Source organism: Streptomyces sp. NPDC007905 (assembly GCF_042959345.1).
Classification (GTDB): Bacteria; Actinomycetota; Actinomycetes; order Streptomycetales; family Streptomycetaceae; genus Streptomyces.
The window spans coordinates 177,062-196,001 of sequence record NZ_JBIBKS010000005.1 but is presented as its reverse complement, the minus strand read 5'-3'; the positions used below and the strand labels follow the sequence as shown (position 1 = coordinate 196,001).

Genomic DNA, 18,940 nt, shown 5'->3' with positions numbered 1-18,940 from the left:
GTTGCTCCCCCCGAACCTTCAGGCCACCAGCTCGCCGAAGGCGTTCTCCTCGTCACGGCCGAAGCTGAGGACCTCGTCCTCGCGCAGGCGGCGCAGCGAGCGCCAGATGCTGGACTTCACCGTGCCGACACTGATGCCGAGGATCTCCGCGATCTCCGGATCCGTACGGCCCTCGTAGTACCGCAGAACCAGCATGGTGCGCTGGAGTTCGGGCAGCCGGGCCAGCGCCTGCCACAGGACCGCGCGCAGCTCCGTGCCGCGCATCGCGTCCGTCTCGCCGGGCGTCTCCGGCAGTTCCTCGGTCGGGTACTCGTTGAGCTTGCGGCGCCGCCAGGCGCTGATGTGCAGATTGGTCATCGTGCGGCGCAGATAGCCGCCGACCGCCGCCTTGTCGCTGATCCGCTCCCACGCCTTGTACGTCGAGAACAGCGCGCTCTGCAGCAGGTCCTCGGCCTCGAAGCGGTCGCCGGTCAGGTGGTAGGCGGTGGCGTACAGGGAGGCGCGGCGCTCCTGGACGTAGGCGGTGAACTCCGCCTCCGTCAGCGAACGGCGCTCCCCCGAGTCCTCCCTGTACGCGGATCCCCCGTGCGTTTCCCCCGTGTACGTGTCAACCACCGTTATGTAACCGGTGTGCTGACGCCCGGTGCCGCGAGCGCACCCCCGCCCGCTCACGGCACCGGACTTCTCGGAACCCCGGTGCACGTCGTGCAGACGCGTGACCACTGCGCTGGTGCTGATGCTGTGCAGCGTGCTCATCTCGCGCTCCCCCGTCGTGAACTGCCGGTGTTCGGTCTGCTCGGTGTTGCTTCCTTGCCTGTGCCGAGAAGCTTGCCGAGTGACCTTCATGGCCGTGTCAGCCGACTGTCACAGACCTGTCACAGGGGGCCCGCCCAGGATCGTCACGGAGAGCGCACAGGTGGTGGCGGTAGAGACGGCATGGTGCCGGCAGGTCGTACGAGAGCCCGTCCATGGGCCAGAATGTGTGCGTGCCTTCCCTGTTGCTGATCGAGGACGACGACGCCATCCGTACGGCCCTGGAGCTCTCCCTGACGCGCCAGGGACACCGGGTGGCCACCGCTGCCAGCGGTGAGGACGGTCTGAAGCTGTTGCGCGAGCAGCGGCCGGATCTGATCGTGCTGGACGTGATGCTGCCCGGCATCGACGGATTCGAGGTGTGCCGGCGCATCCGGCGCACCGACCAACTGCCGATCATCCTGCTGACCGCGCGAAGTGATGACATCGACGTGGTGGTCGGGCTGGAGTCCGGTGCCGACGACTACGTGGTCAAGCCCGTGCAGGGCCGGGTGCTGGACGCCCGGATCCGGGCGGTGCTGCGGCGCGGGGAACGCGAGTCCAGTGACTCGGCGACGTTCGGCAACGTCGTCATCGACCGGTCGGCGATGACCGTGACCAAGAACGGCGAGGACCTGCAGCTGACGCCGACCGAGCTGAGGCTGCTGCTGGAGCTGAGCCGGCGGCCCGGTCAGGCGCTGTCCCGCCAGCAGTTGCTGCGGCTGGTGTGGGAGCACGACTACCTGGGCGACTCGCGCCTGGTGGACGCGTGCGTACAGCGGCTGCGTGCCAAAGTGGAGGACGTGCCCTCGTCCCCGACCCTGATCCGCACCGTCCGTGGTGTCGGCTACCGCCTGGACGCTCCTCAGTGACCCATACCCAAGGGGGGCTGCGCGGCTGGGCCGCGGGGCGCAAGGGAAGTCTGTCGCGGCTGCGGTTCACCAGCCTCAGGCTGCGGCTGGTCGTCGTCTTCGGTCTGGTCGCGCTCACCGCCGCGGTGTCGGCGTCGGGCATCGCGTACTGGCTGAACCGGGAGGCCGTGCTCACGCGTGCCCAGGACGCGGTGCTGCGCGACTTCCAGCAGGAGATGCAGAACCGCACCGGTGCGCTGCCCGTGCACCCCACGCAGGACGAACTGCAGCGGGCGGCGGGCCAGATGGCCGGCAGCAGCCAGCGGTTCAGCGTGCTGCTGGTCGCCCAGGACGCGAACGGCAAGACGGTGTACGGCAACTCGGGCGGCATCAACGGGTTCTCGCTCGAGGACGTGCCGGGGTCGCTGCGCGAGGCGGTGAACAAGCAGCAGAAGGTGACCGACGGCAACAAGTCGCCGTACCACCTGTACTGGCAGCGGATCGACGAGCACGGCACGCCGTATCTGGTGGCCGGTACGAAGCTGATCGGCGGCGGGCCGACGGGTTACATGGCGAAGTCGCTGGAGCCGGAGGCCAAGGACCTCAACTCGCTGGCCTGGTCGCTGGGAATCGCGACGGGTCTCGCGCTGATCGGCTCGGCACTGCTCGCGCAGGCCGCCGCCACGACCGTGCTGAAGCCGGTGCACCGGCTCGGGGTGGCCGCCCGGCGGCTCGGCGAGGGCAGGCTGGACACCCGGCTCAGGGTGTCGGGCACGGACGAGCTCGCCGATCTGTCCCGCACGTTCAACAACGCCGCCGAGGCGCTGGAGAAGCGGGTCGACGACATGGCCGCCCGCGACGAGGCCTCCCGCCGCTTCGTCGCCGACATGTCGCACGAGCTGCGGACGCCCCTGACCGCCATCACCGCCGTCACGGAGGTGCTGGAGGAGGAGCTGGAGTCCGAGGCCGGGGGCATCGACCCGATGATCGAACCCGCCGTACGGCTGGTCGTCAGCGAGACACGACGGCTGAACGACCTGGTCGAGAACCTGATGGAGGTCACCCGCTTCGACGCGGGCACCGCACGCCTGGTCCTGGACGACGTCGACATCGCCGATCAGATCACCGCATGCATCGACGCCCGCGCCTGGCTGGACGCCGTCGAACTGGACGCCGAACGCGGGATCCACGTCCAGCTCGACCCGCGCCGCCTGGACGTCATACTGGCCAACCTGATCGGCAACGCCCTCAAGCACGGCGGATCGCCGGTCAGGGTGTCGGTGCGCATGGACAGCGAAGAGGACGACGATCTCGTCATCGCGGTGCGCGACCACGGGCCCGGCATCCCCGAGGACGTCCTGCCGCACGTCTTCGACCGCTTCTACAAGGCCAGCGCCTCCCGGCCGCGCTCGGAGGGCAGCGGCCTGGGCCTGTCCATCGCCCTGGAGAACGCCCACATCCACGGCGGTGAGATCACGGCCGCCAACTCCCCCGACGGGGGTGCGGTGTTCACGCTGCGGCTACCCCGGGACGCCTCACGGCTGACGGAGGAGAGCGGCGACGGCGATCAGGACAACGGGTCCGGGGACCGTGGGAAGGAGGGGTCATGAACGCGGGGACCATACGAGGACTGCTGGCGGCATCCCTCTTCGCCGCGCTGCTCGCGGGGTGCGGGATCCGGCCCACCGAGGTGCCGACGGACTTCGGTGCGGCGCCCTCCCGCGTGCCGTGCTCGCTGTCCGGCCCCGGCGTCTCCACGCAGTCCTCGCACGGAGTGCCGGTGCAGGTCTTCCTGCTGTGCGGCTCGTCCCTGGTGGCCGTCGACCGGACCGTGCGGGTCCCGGACGGCACGCCGGACGCCCGGCGCCGGGTGATCGTGGCGCAGGGCCTGCTGGACCAGCTCGCCGCGTCCCCGGCGGCGGCGGAGAAGGCGGCGGGCTACACCACGTACGTGCCGGGCGGTCTGAGCGTCGCCGGGCCGGGCCCGAAGGACCCGGAGGACGCGCTGCGGCTGAGCACCGCACCTGACCGGCTGCCCCCCTACGCCCGCGCCCAGCTCGTGTGCACGCTGTCCGACTCGGCGGCGACGGAGGGCGACGGCTCGGTGACCCTGGGCGGCCCGGGCGCCCCCTTGCGCCGCTACGAGTGCACCGACGATGTCCGCAACCACCCGGGCAGCGACGAGCCGCCGACGAGCGAGGTCGGGGCGGGCTGAGAAGCCGGACCCCGGGGCGTCCGGCCGGATGGCCGCGGACCGAGGACCCGGGATCGCGGAAGGCGCCGGCAGCCATTCCGGCGCGGGTTCGGAAGCCGCCCGCGGGCCGGTGTGGCCGACGCCTCATGTGCATCCGCGTGACGGATGCGGAACCGATCGTGCACACGGGTGCGTCTAGGGGGGCGTGCAGCGTCAAGGCTCCATCGGCGGCAGCGCCGCGATTCGCATCCGTGTGACGGGGGGTGTCCTCCTCGTCGCACATCTCGGGCTCGTGGCCTGGCTGATGCTGCGGCCCCTGGACGTCCCCTGGGTGATGCCCGCCAACCTGCGCCCGCTGGCCGGCATCCGGGCCGACCTGGCGCTGGGCTGGCCGGAGGCCGCCAGACGCCTCGGCGAGGGGCTCGCCCTGCTCGCACCGATGGGCGTGCTGCTGCCGATGGCGCAGGGCAGGCTCGCCGTCTCCCCGCTCGCCTCCCTGATCCGTACGGCGGCCACGGGCGCCCTGCTGTCGCTGGGCATCGCCCTGCTGCAGACCGGTGTGCCCGGCAGGGTCGTGGACGTCGACTCGCTGCTGCTGAACACGGTGGGGGTGGTCCTGGCCCACCTGGCCGTGGTGCCGGCGGGCCGGGCCTGGCTGCGGCGGCGGCGGGGTGAGCGCGCACCCCGCGAGACCGCGAGGGTCACCGTCCAGGAGGACCTCCCTCAGGGTCGGACCCCGACGATTCCCAGGGTCGGGATCGCCCCGTAGAGCGAGGCTTCGTCCCGTTCGTCTCCTTACCGTGGTAGGCAGATGAGGCAACCGACCGGGAAGCCTCGCACGATGCTCGCGAAGGAGCCGCGGATGTCCAGCCTTGCCCGCCCCACCAACGGCCGCATGATCGGCGGAGTGTGCGCAGCGCTGGCACGGCGCTTCGGCACCTCCCCGACGACGATGCGGATCGTCTTCGTACTGTCCTGCCTGCTGCCCGGCCCGCAGTTCCTGCTCTACATAGCGCTCTGGATCCTGCTGCCGTCGCAGGACAAGGCCCGGACCGCCGCCTGGTAGTCCGTGTGCCCGCGAACGCCGCTGGGGCGCCCCGGACGTGTCCGGGGCGCCCCAGCGGCGTCGTGCGCGCAGTGGGCGTCAGCCGAGCGGGAGGCCGTTCACCGGCACACCGTGCGTGGGCAGGCCCTGCAGCGGCAGCCCGCCGAGCAGGCCGGCGACCGGCGCGGTCGGCCCCCCGGCCAGAACCTTCTCGACGGCCGGCTGCGCGGCGGCCACCCCGGCACCGACGGCACCCTGCCCCTGGGTGAGCGCCTGACCGGCGCCCGGCAGCGCCTTTCCGACGTTCTCGGCCGGCAGCGTCCTGGTCACGGTGTCCAGGGCCCGGGTGGCCTGCGTCGCGTCCGGGACGGCCGGGGCCGCGTTGGCCGCGCCCGCGCCTACGGCGGCGAAAGCGGCACCGAGGGCGGCGACACCGAGGGTCTTGGCAGCAGACTGCTTCATGGTGAATGCGTCCTTGAATGCGGAGACGGGAGATCACAAACGATCTGAGCGGTCCACGACCGTAAACATGCCGAGCCACCCGCCGCAAACACCGAAATGCGGACGGCTTGTGAAAGCCCGTCCGCATTCCGTGCCCCGCCGCGGAGCGCTCCTACCCCTCCGAACCGGAAGACCCGCTGGTGGACGCGGTCTGCTGGAACAGCCATTCGGATTTCAGCTCTGCATATCCGGGCTTGATCACGTCATTGATCATCGCGAGCCGTTCATCGAAAGGAATGAACGCTGATTTCATCGCATTGACGGAGAACCACTGCAGGTCGTCGAACGTGTAACCGAACGCGTCGACGAGATGCTCGAATTCCCGGCTCATGCTGGTGTTCGACATCAACCTGTTGTCCGTGTTGACCGTCGTCCTGAAATGAAGTCGCCGCAGCAGCCCGATCGGATGCTCGGCGTAGGAGGGCGCGGCCCCGGTCTGCAGGTTGGAGCTGGGGCACAGCTCCAACGGGATGCGCTTGTCCCGGACGTACGACGCCAGCCGCCCGAGCCGCACCGAGCCGTCCTCGCGGACCTCGATGTCGTCGATGATCCGCACCCCGTGCCCGAGCCGGTCGGCGCCGCACCACTGCAGCGCCTGCCAGATGGACGGCAGCCCGAAGGCCTCGCCTGCGTGGATGGTGAAGTGGTTGTTCTCCCGTTTGAGGTACTCGAACGCGTCCAGGTGCCGGGTGGGCGGGTAGCCGGCCTCGGCACCGGCGATGTCGAAGCCGACCACGCCCAGGTCCCGGTACCGGTTGGCGAGTTCGGCGATCTCCAGGGCGCGGGCCGCGTGCCGCATCGCGGTGAGCAGGGCGCCGACCCGGATGCGGTGACCGTTCTCCCGGGCGAGCCGCTCCCCCTGCCTGAAGCCCTCGTTGACCGCCTCGACGACCTCTTCGAGGCGCAGCCCGCCCTCCAGGTGCTGCTCGGGGGCGTACCGCACCTCCGCGTAGACGACCCCGTCCTCGGCGAGGTCCTCGGCGCACTCCCGGGCGACCCGGACGAGCGCCTCCCGGGTCTGCATCACGCCGACGGTGTGCGAGAAGGTCTCCAGATACCGTTCCAGCGAGCCGGAGTCGGCGGCCTCGCGGAACCAGATGCCCAGCTTGTCGGGGTCGGTCTCGGGGAGAGGGGAGTACCCGGTCTCCTGGGCGAGTTCGACGACGGTCCCGGGGCGGAGCCCGCCGTCGAGGTGGTCGTGCAGCAGTACCTTGGGCGCCCGGCGGATCTGGTCCGGCGTCGGGACGTGCGTCGGGACGGCCCCAGTCGGTGCGGTCTGGCTCGTCATCTGCGCACTCTAACGCCTACGCGCGTAGAGGACCCGCTGGACGGCCTTTACTTTTCCGTCGATATGTAACGGTGACCGCACGGACGGGTTTCGTACACCGTGGCTTCTGACACTGTTCTGTCATGGGACAGCAAGCGACGCCGGTCCGAACGGCCGGGCTGGGCAGGGCAGTCGGTCCGGCGCCGACCGCGGTGAGCGGGGCGGTGCTGCTGCTCCCCGGCGGCGAGGAGGTCTCCGCCCGCCGGCCGTCCCTCGTCCGGGCGACGGCCCTCGGCCGCTCCCTCGGCCGCAGGTTGGCCCGCGCGGGCCGGGCGGAGGGCTTGGCTGTCCACACCGTCCACTACCGCTACCGGGGCTGGAACGGCGGCGAGGCGCATCTGGCAGCCGATGCGCAGTGGGCCGCCGACGAGGTCGTACGACGGTACGGGGATGTCCCCGTGTGTCTGGTCGGCCTCGACATGGGCGGCAGGGCGGCGCTGCGGGCGGGCGGGCACGAGGCGGTGAACTCGGTCGTGGCGCTGGCTCCCTGGCTGCCCGAGGAGGATGTGGCCGCGCCCGCCGAGCCGGTGAAGCAGCTGGTGGGGCGGCGGGTGCTGATCGTGCACGGCACGAACGACGAACGGACCGACCCGGAGCTGTCGTTCCGGCTGGCGGCGCGGGCGAAGAAGGTGAACCGGGACGTGTGCCGGTTCGAAGTGCACTCCGACGGTCACGGGTTGCATCAGCACCGGGACGAAGTACTGTCCCTGACCCTGGACTTCGTGACGGGGGCGCTGTTCGGGAGTGCGTTCGCGCGTCCGCTGGAGGACGCGTTGGCCGCTCCGCCGCCGATCGGGCTTCGGATGCCGCTGGCCGCGGGGTTCGGGCGGTCGCTTCGCAAGGGCTGACACCCCTGGGACGACAGGCCCCAGGGCCTTTCGCACCACCCTTCAGGTGGGCAGGAGGCTTCCTCTTCTGGAAAGGAGGAACTTCTTGAAGGCCGCCACGGGGGGTGTGTCCGGGCGGTCGGCCAGCCAGGCCACGCCGATCTCCCTCGCCGCCCTCGGGGCCGTCACCGTCAGTTCCACGACCCCTGGCCTCGGGACCGTGGGAGGGGGGAGGAGAGCGACCCCGAGCCCGGCCGCCACCAGGCCCCTCAGCGTCTCCGCCTCCTCCCCCTCGAAGGCGATGCGGGGCTTGAAGCCGGCCTCGCGGCACAGGGCGTCGGTGATCCGCCGGAGGCCGTAGCCGGGCTCCAGGGTCACGAAGGTCTCGTCGGACGCCTCCGCCAGCCGGATACGGCGGCGGGTGGCCAGACGGTGGTCGGCCGGGACGACGAGACGCAGCTTCTGCTCGTCCAGGCGGCGGGCGACCAGGTCCGGGGCGTCGGGGACCGGAGAGGTCAGGCAGAGGTCCAGCTCCCCGGCCCGCAGCCCCTCCAGCATCGCCTCGCCGTAGTTCTGGACGAGGCTGAAGCGGATGCGCGGGTGGTCGGCACGGAACGCGTGCAGCAGGCCCGGTACGGTCTCGGCGCCCATGGTGTGCAGGAAGCCGAAGGCGACCTTGCCGGTGGCCGGGTCGGCGTCGGCCCTGACCTCCTCTGCGGCTCGCTCCACCTCGGCGAGGGCGCGTTCGACGGAGGCGAGGAAGGTGTGGCCGGCGGGGGTGAGGGAGACCGTACGGCCGTGGCGGGCGAACAGGTCGACACCGAGGTCCTGCTCCAGTCTGGCCATCGCGCGGGAGAGGGTCGACTGGGGGACGTTCATCTCCAGGGCGGCCCGCGTGACGTGCTCCGTGCGGGCCACGCCGGCGAAGTAGGCGAGCCGGGGCGCGAGCACCGTCGACATCGCAGCCATGTCTTCTGTGTCACTGGACGGTGACAGTCGAGCCTGTGATCTTTGCTGATGCATCATGGGAACGATTATGGCGAATCCATGCATTGGACGGATGAGCCGGCTCGTCCGTAGCTTCGAGGCATGTCTCCCGCCAGTACCGGGGCGCCCACCAGCGGGGGCGCCGCACCGCTCGTCCGTTCCGCCGCCGCCTCCCCCGGCTCCCCCGGCTCCTCCGCCTCCGATTCCTTCGACTCCTCGGTGTCCTCCGGCTCCGACTCCCGGCTGGCACCGGGCGGCCCCGGCTACCGCCGGATGAGCTTCGCCCTCTTCCTCGCCGGCGTCGCGACCTTCGCCCTCCTCTACTCCACCCAGGCCCTGCTGCCGCTGATCTCCGGGGAGTTCGGGGTCGCGGCGAGCGAGGCGAGCTGGACGGTGGCGGCCGCGACCGGCGGGCTGGCGCTGTTCGTGCTGCCGATGAGCGCCCTCTCGGAGCGCTTCGGCCGCCGTACGGTGATGACGGCCTCGCTGGCGGTCGCGGTGGGCGTCGGGATCCTGGTGCCCTTCGCACCCTCCCTCGGCACGCTGGTGGTGCTGCGAGCGGTGCAGGGCGCGGCCCTGGCCGGTCTTCCGGCCTCGGCGACGGCGTACCTGGCCGAGGAGGTCCGGCCGAAGGCGCTGGTCACGGCGATCGGGCTGTTCGTGGCGGGCAACAGCGTCGGCGGGATGAGCGGCCGGGTGATCACCGGCTGGGTCGCGCAGGAGTGGGGCTGGCGGGTGGCCGTCGGCGTGATCGGCGTGATCGCGGTGACCTGCGCGGTGGCGTTCCGCCTGCTGCTGCCTGCCCCGAAGCACTTCAGGCCCGGCTCCCTGCGGCCCCGCGTCCTGCTCGGCACGGTCCGCGACCACCTCTCCGACCCGCTGCTGCGGCGCCTGTACGCGATCGGCGCGCTGTTCATGACGGTGTTCGGCGGCGTCTACACGGTGATCGGCTATCGCCTGACGGAGGCGCCCTTCTGCCTGCCCCAGGGCATCGTCGGCTCCATCTTCCTGGTGTACCTGGTGGGCACGGTGTCGGCGTCGACGGCGGGCCGCCTGGTGGGCCGCCTCGGCCGCCGGGGCGCGCTGTACCTGGCGGGCGGTACGACCGCGACGGGCCTGCTGCTGTCCCTGGCCGCGTCCCTGCCCCTGGTCCTGCTGGGCCTGGTCCTCATCACGGCGGGCTTCTTCGCGGGCCACGCCGTCGCCTCCTCGGCGGTCAGCAAGACGGCCACGCACGGCCGCGCCCAGGCCTCGGCCCTCTACCAGTCGGCGTACTACATCGGCTCCAGCGCGGGCAGCACGGTGGGCGCCATGGCCTTCCACGCGGGCGGCTGGACCGGCACGGTCGGCGTCGGCCTCCTCGCGGTCCTCGGCGTCGTGGCCATCACGGTCCTCGGCTCACGGGCGGCCCGGGTCGCGGCCCGCCGGGAGCCGATCCCCGCGCACTGAGCCCCCGGCCCATGTCCCCCCGGGGAGCGCACCAGCACCAGCACCTGCTCATGTCCGTGAAGCAATCGGTCTGAGCTGCGCTTTTTCTTGCTCCGGGGGCCATTGTCAGCGGGCTGCGGTAGCTTCCGAAGTGCTGGGGCGCGAAGGTGCGCGAACACAACGGCCACAGGGGTGGGTGGACGATGGGCGACAGCACGGCGACGGCGGACCTCGAGGTCGCACTGGAGAAGCACCGGACGGAGCTGACCGGGTACTGCTACCGCATGCTCGGCTCCTCCTTCGAGGCCGAGGACGCGGTGCAGGACACCCTGGTGCGGGCCTGGCGGAGCTACGACAAGTTCGAGGGCCGTTCCAGCCTGCGCTCGTGGCTGTACCGGATCGCGACGAACGTCTGCCTGGACATGCTGACGGCCGGGAACAAGCGGGCCCGCCCGATGGACCTGACGGAGTCGACACCGCTTGCCCGGGCCGCCCTCGCCCCGCGCCCGGACAACACCTGGCTGGAGCCGATGCCGGACGCGCGCGTGCTGCCGACGGTGGAGGACCCGGCCGAGGCGGTCGTCGCCAAGGAGTCGATCCGGCTGGCGTTCATGGCGGCGCTGCAGCAGCTGCCGCCCAAGCAGCGGGCGGTGCTGATCCTGCGCGAGGTGCTGGCCTGGAGGGCGAGCGAGGTCGCCGAGCTGCTGGGCACCACGGTCGCCTCGGTCAACAGCGCACTGCAGCGGGCCCGGGCCACGCTCGCCGAGCGCCGGGACACCGGCGTCGAGGGGTCGGTCTCCGACCCGCTGGACGAGGAGCAGCAAATACTCCTGGAGCGCTACGTCAAGGCCTTCGAGGGGTACGACATGACGGCGCTCACGGCCCTGCTCCACGAGGACGCCGTCATGACGATGCCGCCGTTCGACCTGTGGCTGCGCGGCACGGCCGACATCACCGGCTTCATGACCACCCTGGGCGCCTCCTGCGCCGGCTCCCGCCTGCTGCCCGTCCAGGCCAACGGCCTGCCCGGTTTCGCGCACTACAAGCCGGACGAGGACAAGGGCGGCTTCAGCCCCTGGGCGGTACAGGTGCTGGAGATCTCAGACGGCCGGATCACCGGTTTCCACTGCTTCCTCGACACCCGGCGCTGGTTCCCCCTCTTCGATCTGCCCCTCCACCTGGAAGCGGAGGCCGACGAGGTCCAGTAGGGCGGGCAGCGCCGGGTCGGGGTCGCGCAGCCGTATCCGCCCACCGGCCCGGCGGGCGGCCAGCTCCAGCCGCGCCAGCAGATCGACGACACCCAGCCCCGGCGGCCCGAGCCCACCCACATCGCATACGACGACCCGCGCGCCGGTCGCCTCCAGCAGCGCCCGCACGCCGTCGCACAACCCCGGCACCTCGTTGCGGGTGACGGGGCCCGCGAGCGTGAGCACGGGCGGTGTCCTGGCGTCCACGTGCGGTAGACCGGCGGGTGGGCGACAACTCATCGCCGGCCGGTCCGTCGGCAGAGATCACATTGACCCGCGCCCCTGCTCCACCGGAGGGTTGGCCCCGTGCAGGGGGTGCTGAGCGGGTTCGCGGTGATCGCGGTCGTCATCGGGGTGGGCTATGTGCTCGGGCGGCGCGGCTCGCTCGGTGAGCGGGGCGGTGAGGTACTGACGAGGCTGGCGTTCAGCGTGGCCGGCCCGGCACTCCTGTTCACGACCCTGGCCAGGGCCGACCTCGCGGTGCTGTTCTCCAGCCGCCTGCTCGTGACGGCCCTGAGCACGGCAGTGGCCTCGGGCGTCTTCGTCGCGGTCGGCGCACTGCGCCGCTGGGGCGTGGGCCGCACCACGATCGGCGCCCTGTGCTCCGGCTACGTCAACTCCGGCAACCTCGGCATCCCGATCGCCGCGTACGTTCTGGGCGACGCGTCCCTGGTAGCACCGGTCCTGCTGTTCCAGGTCGTCCTCGTCACCCCCGTCGCCCTCACGGTCCTGGACCTGTCCGGGATGGGCGAGAAGGGCACGGTGTGGCGGCGCCTGTTGACCCCGCTGCGCAATCCGATCGCGGTGGGCTCGCTGACGGGCGTGGTGGTGTCGGCCGTCGGTCTGCACGTACCCGGCCCGGTCATGGATCCCCTCACGCTGATCGGCAACATGTCCGTCCCCGCGGCCCTGCTCGTCTTCGGGATGTCCCTGCACGGCAGCGCGGCCCCCGGACGGGGGCGGGACCGTCAACCGGTCCTGCTGTCGGTGGCGTTGAAGTCGGTGGGGCAACCGCTGGTGGCGTGGGTGCTGGCGAGGGGGGTCTTCGGGCTGCACGGCGCGCCACTGCTGGACGTGGTGGTGACGTCGGCTCTTCCGGCCGCGCAGAACCTGTTCACCTACGCGAACCGTTACCGGGTGGCCGAAGGCCTGGCCCGGGAGTCGGTACTGCTGTCGACGGTGGTTTCGGTGCCGGTACTGGTGGGGGTGGCGGCGGTCCTGGGGTGATCTCGTCAGCCGACAGGGAAGTCGCCTGTACCCAGCTTCAGGTCGAAGGGCTGCGGCAAAAAGATCTCCTCGCCGAATTTCCCCGCACGCAGGACACGGTAGACATCGGCCTGTGGTTCGCCGTACAGCGTGACAGTGGGCCCACCCTGTGCCCAGCGATCGATGAGCAGGTAGAGAGGGATGCCGGCTGCCGCATACGCCGCGGGCTTGCTGACGCGGTCGTGGCGAGCGTTGGACTTCGAGGTGACCTCTACGACGAGTTCAGCCGCAGCTGCTGGGATGTAGTGGCCCGGACCGTCCACTTCGTCCTTGGGCGCCCCCACGAGATCCGGGATGAACATACCCAGTCGTGACGGGACGCGATGGCCAGCGTCTGAAAGATCCCCCAGTCATCGGGAATCACCGCGTACAGGCGGCGTTGGACCGCCTCGGCGATCAGGTTGTGCTGGTTGGCGGGAGGAGGCGACACGGTGACGATCCCCTCGATGATCTCCACCTTGCTGCCCTCTGGCCATTCCATCTCCTCCCAGAACCGGACGAGATCGTCCCAGTTCTGGTCGGGATCCTGGCTGACGGTGAGTGCGCTCACGGCGGTCTCCTTCGGTGCGTCACCGATCCCAGCATGCCGAACGGGACCGGCGGAGGTCCACCGATCCCGTTCACCCCAAAGATAAATCCCCTGGTCAGGCGATACGTTCCAGCACCACCGGCGACGCCGTGAAGTCCGTCCCCGGCGCCGCGATGTCGTACGAACCCTCCACCGCCTGCAGCGCGTACTCGAAGCGCTCGGGGGTGTCCGTGTGGAGGGTGAGGAGGGGCTGGCCCGCCGTCACCGTGTCACCCGGCTTGGCGTGCATCTCCACGCCCGCCCCGGCCTGCACCGGGTCCTCCTTCCGGGCGCGGCCGGCACCCAGGCGCCAGGCGGCGACGCCGATGTCGTAGGCGTCGAGGCGCGTCAGGACGCCCGAGGACGGCGCCTTGATCACGTGCTGTTCCTTCGCCGTGGGCAGCTCGGCGTCCGGGTCGCCGCCCTGGGCCGCGATCATCCGGCGCCAGACGTCCATCGCCGAGCCGTCGGCCAGGGCCTTCGCCGGGTCCGCGTCCTTCACGCCGGCCGCGTCGAGCATCTCGCGGGCCAGGGCGATCGTCAGCTCGACGACGTCCGCGGGGCCGCCGCCCGCGAGGACCTCGACCGACTCGCGGACCTCCAGGGCGTTGCCCGCCGTGAGGCCCAGCGGGGTGGACATGTCCGTGAGGAGCGCGACCGTCTTCACGCCGTGGTCCGTGCCGAGGCCGACCATCGTGGACGCCAGCTCACGGGCGTCCTCGAGGGTCTTCATGAACGCGCCGGAGCCGACCTTCACGTCCAGGACCAGCGAACCCGTGCCCTCCGCGATCTTCTTCGACATGATGGAGGACGCGATCAGGGGGATCGCCTCCACCGTGCCCGTCACGTCACGCAGGGCGTACAGCTTCTTGTCGGCCGGTGCCAGACCGTCGCCCGCCGCGCAGATCACCGCGCCCGTGGTGTCCAGGACGTTCAGCATCTCCTCGTTGGAGAGGAGGGCCCGCCAGCCCGGGATCGACTCCAGCTTGTCCAGCGTGCCGCCCGTGTGACCGAGGCCCCGGCCCGAGAGCTGGGGCACGGCCGCACCACAGGCCGCCACGAGCGGGGCCAGGGGAAGGGTGATCTTGTCGCCCACGCCACCCGTCGAGTGCTTGTCCGCGGTCGGGCGGGACAGCGAGGAGAAGTCCATGCGCTCGCCGGAAGCGATCATGGCCGCCGTCCAGCGGGCGATCTCACGGCGGTTCATGCCGTTGAGCAGGATCGCCATGGCGAGCGCGGACATCTGCTCGTCGGCGACCTCGCCACGGGTGTACGCGTCGATGACCCAGTCGATCTGCTCGTCGGTCAGCTCACCGCGGTCCCGCTTGGTGCGGATGACGGAGATGGCGTCCATGGCCATGGCCTTCCTTCCGGGAAGTGCGAAGTGCACGGCCCCCCTGAGCAGGTCAGGGGGGCCGTAGAGGAGTTACTTGGTGAGATGGTCCGGGCCGAAGGCCTGGGGCAGCATCTCGGCGAGCGGCAGGACGCCCGCCGGGGTGTCGAGGAGCAGCTCGGGGCCGCCGAACTCGTACAGCAGCTGGCGGCAGCGGCCGCACGGGACGAGCAGGGCGCCCGTGCCGTCCACGCAGGTGAAGTGCGTGAGGCGGCCGCCCCCGGTGCGCTGCAGCTGCGAGACCAGACCGCACTCGGCACACAGGCCGAGGCCGTAGGAGGCGTTCTCGACGTTGCAGCCGGTGACCGTGCGCCCGTCGTCGACCAGGGCCGCCACCCCGACCGGGTAGCCCGAGTAGGGGGCGTAGGCATGGGACATGGCCTCCCGCGCCTCGGCCCGCAGCGCCTCCCAGTCGAAGTCGGCGGCGGGGCTCGTCACTTGCCCTGCCCCTTCCGGTACGGCAGGCCGTCCGCCTTCGGCATGCGCAGCTTCTGCGCGGACAGCGAGAGGACGAGCAGCGTGACGATGTACGGCGTCGCTGTCACCAGCTGGCGTGGGACCTCGTTGGTGGAGGTGTACCAGAGGAACATCAGGGCCGCGATGACGACCGTGACGACGGCGGGGACGTACTTCTTCCGCCATGCCAGGTAGGCGGCGCCGAACACCAGCAGGATCGCCAGCAGCAGGATCAGCGCGTGGACGTTCACCGTGCCGCCGCGCAGGTTGAGGCTGTCGGTGTAGCCGAACAGGCCGGCGCCGAGGGCGAGGCCGCCCGGCATCCAGTTGCCGAAGATCATCGCGGCGAGACCGATGTAGCCGCGGCCGGCCGTCTGGCCGTCGAGGTACACGTTCGAGGCGACGATGGACAGGAACGCGCCGCCGAGGCCGGCGAAGCCGCCGGAGATGATCACGGCGATGTACTTGTACTTGTACACGTTGACGCCGAGGGACTCCGCCGCCACCGGGTTCTCGCCGCAGGAGCGCAGGCGCAGACCGAAGGAGGTGCGCCACAGCACCCACCAGGTCAGCGGGACGAGGGCGACCGCGACGACGGTCAGCGGCGACAGGTCGGTGACCAGACCGCCGAGCAGGCCCGCGATGTCCGAGACCAGGAACCAGTGCTTCCCGTTGAGCGTGGTCAGCCAGTTGGACAGGCCCGGGATGCTGAACTCGCCGAGAGAGTCGATCGGCGGGGACTGCTTGGTGGAACCCTGCGGGGCGTTGGCGAAGGTGAACTTCGACAGGTAGCGGGTCACGCCGAGGGCGAGGATGTTCAGCGCCACACCGGAGACGATGTGGTTGACGTTGAAGGTGACGGTGGCGATGGCGTGCAGGACGGCGCCGAGCGCGCCGCCGATGATGCCGAAGGCGACACCGGTCCACGGGCCCCACTGGTAGCCGGCCCAGGCGCCGAACCAGGTGCCGAGGATCATCATGCCCTCGAGACCGATGTTGACGACGCCCGCGCGCTCGGACCACAGGCCACCGAGGCCGGCGAGCCCGATCGGCACCGCGAGCTGCAGCGCGGTGGACATCTGCCCGACCGAGGTGATGCCGTCCGCGCCGGTGATCAGGCGGACGATCGAGGTCAGCACCAGCACACCCGCGATGACCAGCAGGAGTACCGGGAGCGACATGCGGCGGCCGCCCTTGCCGGGCTGCTTCGCCTGCGGCTTGGCGATGGTCGCGGTGGACATCAGGCAGCCACCTCCTTGTTGGTGTTCTGGGCGGCGGCCGCGGCCAGCTCGGCGCCGACCCGGCGCTGCTGGCGGCGCAGGGCCCACTGCTGGACGGCCGCGTACGAGATGACGACCGCGAAGACGATCAGGCCCTGCATGATCGTGGCGATCTCCTTGTCGTACGCCACGGGGGTCGCGTAGTCGAGGGCGGGCGAGGCCTTGTCGAGGAAGGCCCACAGCAGGGCGGCGAGCGCGATGCCGCCGGGGTTGTTGCGGCCGAGCAGGGCGATGCCGATGGCGGTGAAGCCGAGGCCCGCGGGGAAGCTCAGGCTGTAGGTGTGGGTGTCGCCGAGCAGCAGCGGCAGACCGGCCAGGCCGGAGATGGCGCCGGAGATCAGCATCGCGGTCAGCACCATGCGCTTGGCGTCGACACCGGAGGCCGCGGCGGCGGTCTCGGAGGCGCCGGTGGCGCGCAGGTCGAAGCCGAAGCGGGTGCGGTTGAGGACGATCCAGTAGCCGATGCCGAGCAGGACGGCGAGGAAGACGAGGCCGTAGATCTCGCCGACGTCCGAGCCCAGGTTGATGCCCGGGAACCAGCCGGACTTCTTCATGACACCGGTCGTCACGTTGTCGCCGACCTGCACGCCCCACACGTCGGTGAGGGTGACGTAGCCGATGACGGCGGTGGCGATCGAGTTCAGCATGATCGTCGCGACGACCTCGCTGACGCCCCGGGTGACCTTCAGGACACCGGCGATTCCGGCCCAGAAGGCACCGGTGGCCATGGCGACGATCAGCAGCATCGGGACCTGCAGGACGCCGGGCAGGGCCACGTGGGCGCCGACGACGGCGGTCATCACCGCGGCGAGGCGGTACTGGCCGTCGACGCCGATGTTGAACAGGTTCATGCGGAAGCCGAGGGCGACCGCGATGGCGGCGATGTAGTACAGCGACGCCTGGTTGATGATCAGCACCTGGATGTCCGAGTACGGCAGCTGCTGGAGCATCAGGATGTACGGCTCGATCGGGTTCTTGCCCGAGGCGAGCAGGACCACGGAGGTCAGCACGATCGCCAGGACGAGCGCGATGACCGGTCCGGCCACCGCGACGAGCACCCGCTCCTTGTCGAACTTCTTCATCGGGCCTCGTCCTCCGGACCGGCGTTGTCGTCGCCCTCGGGGGCGGTCTCTTCGTGCTCCAGGTGACCGGACGCGGCACCTGTCATGGCCGAGCCCAGCTCCTCCGGCGTGATGGTGGCCGGGTCGGCGTCGGCGACCAGCCTGCCGTCGTAGATGACGCGCAGGGTGTCCGACAGGCCGATCAGCTCGTCCAGGTCGGCGGAGATCAGCAGCACGGCCAGACCCTCGCGGCGGGCCTCGCGGATGCGGTCCCAGATCTGTGCCTGGGCGCCGACGTCCACACCACGGGTCGGGTGGGCGGCGATCAGGAACTTCGGGTCGTGGCTCATCTCGCGGCCGACGATCAGCTTCTGCTGGTTGCCGCCGGACAGGGAGGCAGCGGTGACGTCGATGCCGGGGGTGCGGACGTCGTACTCCTCGACGATCCGGCGGGTGTCGGCCTGGGCGCCCTTGGGGTTCAGCCAGAAGCCCTTGGCGTTGGGCTTCTCGGTGACGTGACCGAGGATGCGGTTCTCCCAGAGCGGGGCCTCCAGCAGCAGGCCCTGGCGGTGGCGGTCCTCGGGGATGTAGCCGACGCCGGACTCGCGGCGCTTGCGGGTGGCCCAGGGGGTGATGTCCTCGCCCAGGAAGGTGATCGAGCCGGAGTCGGCGTGCTTGGTGCCGATCAGGGCGTCGATCAGCTCGGTCTGGCCGTTGCCCTCGACACCGGCGATGCCCATGACCTCGCCGGCGTGGATGGTGAAGGAGACGTCGTCCAGGACCCGCTTGGTCTCGCCGGCGGGCGCGAACTCGGTGAGGCCCTCTGCGGTGGGCTCGTCCTCCGTGCCGAGGGAGACGGCGCCGCGGGCGTAGACGGTGAGGTTCCGGACCTCGATCACCGCCCGGTCGGTGACGGTGGACTCGGCGGTCTCCGGGGTGGGCAGCTCGCTGCCGACCATCAGCTCGGCGAGCTGGCGCGGGGTGGTCTCGGAGGGGATCGCGGTCCCGACCGTCGTACCGCGCCGGATGACGGTGATGTCGTCGGCGACGGACAGCACCTCGCCCAGCTTGTGGGAGATGAAGATGACGGACAGGCCCTCGGACTTCAGCTCGCGCAGGTTGTCGAAGAGCGCGTCGACCTCCTGCGGGACGAGCACGGCGGTCGGCTCGTCGAGGATCAGGGTGCGCGCGCCGCGGAAGAGGACCTTGAGGATCTCCACGCGCTGGCGGTCGGCCACGCCGAGGTCCTCGACCAGGACGTCGGGGCGGATGCCCAGGCCGTAGCGGTCGGAGATCTCCTTGATCTTCTTGCGGGCGCCGCCGCCGATGCCGTGCAGCTTCTCGCTGCCGAGCACCACGTTCTCCAGCACGGTCAGGTTGTCGGCCAGCATGAAGTGCTGGTGGACCATGCCGATGCCGCGGGCGATGGCGTCGGCGGGGCTGGAGAAGCTCACCTGCTCACCGTCGACCGCGATGGTGCCCTCGTCCGGCTTCTGCATGCCGTAGAGGATCTTCATCAGGGTCGACTTGCCGGCTCCGTTCTCGCCGACGAGGGCGTGGACGGTGCCCTTGTGGACCGTCAGGTGGATGTCGTGGTTGGCGACGACACCCGGAAATCGCTTGGTGATGCCCGCGAGCTCGACCGCGACTGTCGACTGAGCGGTGAGCGGAGGGCTGCTGGACGCGTCGATGGCGCACTCTCCTCAGGAAAGGGGCC

19 protein-coding genes and 1 pseudogene are annotated in these 18,940 nt (G+C 70.9%); 9 read left to right on the top strand and 11 right to left on the bottom strand.

Annotated features, from left to right (window positions below):
* Window positions 1-18: 18 nt before the first annotated feature.
* Window positions 19-756 carry a SigE family RNA polymerase sigma factor gene (locus ACFZDC_RS11390; protein ID WP_391322524.1) on the bottom strand — a complete coding sequence of 246 codons (738 nt, stop codon included), beginning with the start codon at window positions 754-756 and terminating at the stop codon, window positions 19-21.
* A gap of 230 nt (window positions 757-986) precedes the next feature.
* Here ACFZDC_RS11390 and afsQ1 point away from each other — a divergent pair, with 230 nt between their 5' ends.
* The 5 genes from afsQ1 (at window position 987) to ACFZDC_RS11365 (ending at window position 4,903) form a co-directional block, all read left to right on the top strand.
* Window positions 987-1,664: a two-component system response regulator AfsQ1 gene (afsQ1, locus tag ACFZDC_RS11385; RefSeq protein ID WP_026248263.1), complete on the top strand. Its 678-nt coding sequence runs from the start codon at window positions 987-989 to the stop codon at window positions 1,662-1,664.
* Window positions 1,661-3,253 (top strand): ATP-binding protein, encoded by a 1,593-nt coding sequence (locus ACFZDC_RS11380; RefSeq protein WP_391322521.1) that lies wholly within the window; start codon window positions 1,661-1,663, stop codon window positions 3,251-3,253. The genes afsQ1 and ACFZDC_RS11380 overlap by 4 nt, the downstream gene beginning before the upstream one ends.
* Window positions 3,250-3,858, top strand: a complete 609-nt coding sequence (locus tag ACFZDC_RS11375) for a hypothetical protein (protein ID WP_391322519.1) — start codon at window positions 3,250-3,252, stop codon at window positions 3,856-3,858. The genes ACFZDC_RS11380 and ACFZDC_RS11375 overlap by 4 nt, the downstream gene beginning before the upstream one ends.
* A gap of 184 nt (window positions 3,859-4,042) precedes the next feature.
* Entirely contained in the window at window positions 4,043-4,606 is a 564-nt protein-coding gene (locus ACFZDC_RS11370; protein WP_391322518.1) for a VanZ family protein, read from the top strand.
* Between the two features lie 93 nt (window positions 4,607-4,699).
* Window positions 4,700-4,903, top strand: a complete 204-nt coding sequence (locus ACFZDC_RS11365) for a PspC domain-containing protein (RefSeq protein WP_391322517.1) — start codon at window positions 4,700-4,702, stop codon at window positions 4,901-4,903.
* A gap of 78 nt (window positions 4,904-4,981) precedes the next feature.
* On the opposite strand, the gene ACFZDC_RS11360 is transcribed toward ACFZDC_RS11365, so the two are convergent.
* Entirely contained in the window at window positions 4,982-5,344 is a 363-nt protein-coding gene (locus ACFZDC_RS11360; RefSeq protein ID WP_391322515.1) for an ATP-binding protein, read from the bottom strand.
* A gap of 151 nt (window positions 5,345-5,495) precedes the next feature.
* Complete coding sequence (locus ACFZDC_RS11355; protein WP_391322513.1) at window positions 5,496-6,671, bottom strand: adenosine deaminase; 1,176 nt, start codon at window positions 6,669-6,671, stop codon at window positions 5,496-5,498.
* 122 nt (window positions 6,672-6,793) lie between these two features.
* Between ACFZDC_RS11355 and ACFZDC_RS11350 the strand changes: the two genes are divergently transcribed.
* The gene (locus ACFZDC_RS11350; RefSeq protein ID WP_391322511.1) at window positions 6,794-7,558 is read left to right on the top strand and encodes a prolyl oligopeptidase family serine peptidase; all 765 of its coding nucleotides are present in this window, start codon (window positions 6,794-6,796) and stop codon (window positions 7,556-7,558) included.
* 42 nt (window positions 7,559-7,600) lie between these two features.
* Here ACFZDC_RS11350 and ACFZDC_RS11345 read toward each other — a convergent pair whose 3' ends face one another.
* A complete protein-coding gene (locus ACFZDC_RS11345; RefSeq protein ID WP_391322509.1) occupies window positions 7,601-8,563 on the bottom strand; it encodes a LysR substrate-binding domain-containing protein in 963 nt (320 codons plus the stop codon).
* Window positions 8,564-8,626: 63 nt separating this feature from the next.
* On the opposite strand from ACFZDC_RS11345, the gene ACFZDC_RS11340 reads away from it, so the two are divergent.
* Complete coding sequence (locus ACFZDC_RS11340; protein ID WP_391322507.1) at window positions 8,627-9,973, top strand: MFS transporter; 1,347 nt, start codon at window positions 8,627-8,629, stop codon at window positions 9,971-9,973.
* A 182-nt stretch (window positions 9,974-10,155) separates the two neighbouring features.
* Window positions 10,156-11,160: an RNA polymerase subunit sigma-70 gene (locus ACFZDC_RS11335; protein WP_391322505.1), complete on the top strand. Its 1,005-nt coding sequence runs from the start codon at window positions 10,156-10,158 to the stop codon at window positions 11,158-11,160.
* On the opposite strand, the gene ACFZDC_RS11330 is transcribed toward ACFZDC_RS11335, so the two are convergent.
* The gene (locus ACFZDC_RS11330) at window positions 11,053-11,439 is read right to left on the bottom strand and encodes an STAS domain-containing protein (protein WP_391322503.1); all 387 of its coding nucleotides are present in this window, start codon (window positions 11,437-11,439) and stop codon (window positions 11,053-11,055) included. The genes ACFZDC_RS11335 and ACFZDC_RS11330 overlap by 108 nt on opposite strands.
* 66 nt (window positions 11,440-11,505) lie before the next feature.
* Between ACFZDC_RS11330 and ACFZDC_RS11325 the strand changes: the two genes are divergently transcribed.
* Window positions 11,506-12,426 carry an AEC family transporter gene (locus ACFZDC_RS11325; protein WP_391322501.1) on the top strand — a complete coding sequence of 307 codons (921 nt, stop codon included), beginning with the start codon at window positions 11,506-11,508 and terminating at the stop codon, window positions 12,424-12,426.
* Between the two features lie 5 nt (window positions 12,427-12,431).
* On the opposite strand, the pseudogene ACFZDC_RS11320 reads toward ACFZDC_RS11325, so the two are convergent.
* From ACFZDC_RS11320 to ACFZDC_RS11295, 6 genes and pseudogenes are all read right to left on the bottom strand, one after another.
* Window positions 12,432-13,015 (bottom strand): annotated as a pseudogene (locus ACFZDC_RS11320) (Uma2 family endonuclease).
* A gap of 94 nt (window positions 13,016-13,109) precedes the next feature.
* On the bottom strand, window positions 13,110-14,387 hold the full coding sequence (locus ACFZDC_RS11315) for a thymidine phosphorylase (protein ID WP_391322500.1): 1,278 nt from the start codon (window positions 14,385-14,387) through the stop codon (window positions 13,110-13,112).
* Window positions 14,388-14,459: 72 nt separating this feature from the next.
* A complete protein-coding gene (locus tag ACFZDC_RS11310; RefSeq protein WP_391322498.1) occupies window positions 14,460-14,864 on the bottom strand; it encodes a cytidine deaminase in 405 nt (134 codons plus the stop codon).
* On the bottom strand, window positions 14,861-16,123 hold the full coding sequence (locus ACFZDC_RS11305) for an ABC transporter permease (RefSeq protein ID WP_391322496.1): 1,263 nt from the start codon (window positions 16,121-16,123) through the stop codon (window positions 14,861-14,863). The genes ACFZDC_RS11310 and ACFZDC_RS11305 overlap by 4 nt, the downstream gene beginning before the upstream one ends.
* Complete coding sequence (locus ACFZDC_RS11300) at window positions 16,123-17,244, bottom strand: ABC transporter permease (RefSeq protein ID WP_391322494.1); 1,122 nt, start codon at window positions 17,242-17,244, stop codon at window positions 16,123-16,125. Before ACFZDC_RS11300 ends, ACFZDC_RS11305 begins: the two co-directional genes overlap by 1 nt.
* On the bottom strand, window positions 17,241-18,914 hold the full coding sequence (locus ACFZDC_RS11295; RefSeq protein ID WP_391322823.1) for an ATP-binding cassette domain-containing protein: 1,674 nt from the start codon (window positions 18,912-18,914) through the stop codon (window positions 17,241-17,243). Before ACFZDC_RS11295 ends, ACFZDC_RS11300 begins: the two co-directional genes overlap by 4 nt.
* Between the last annotated feature and the right edge of the window lie 26 nt (window positions 18,915-18,940).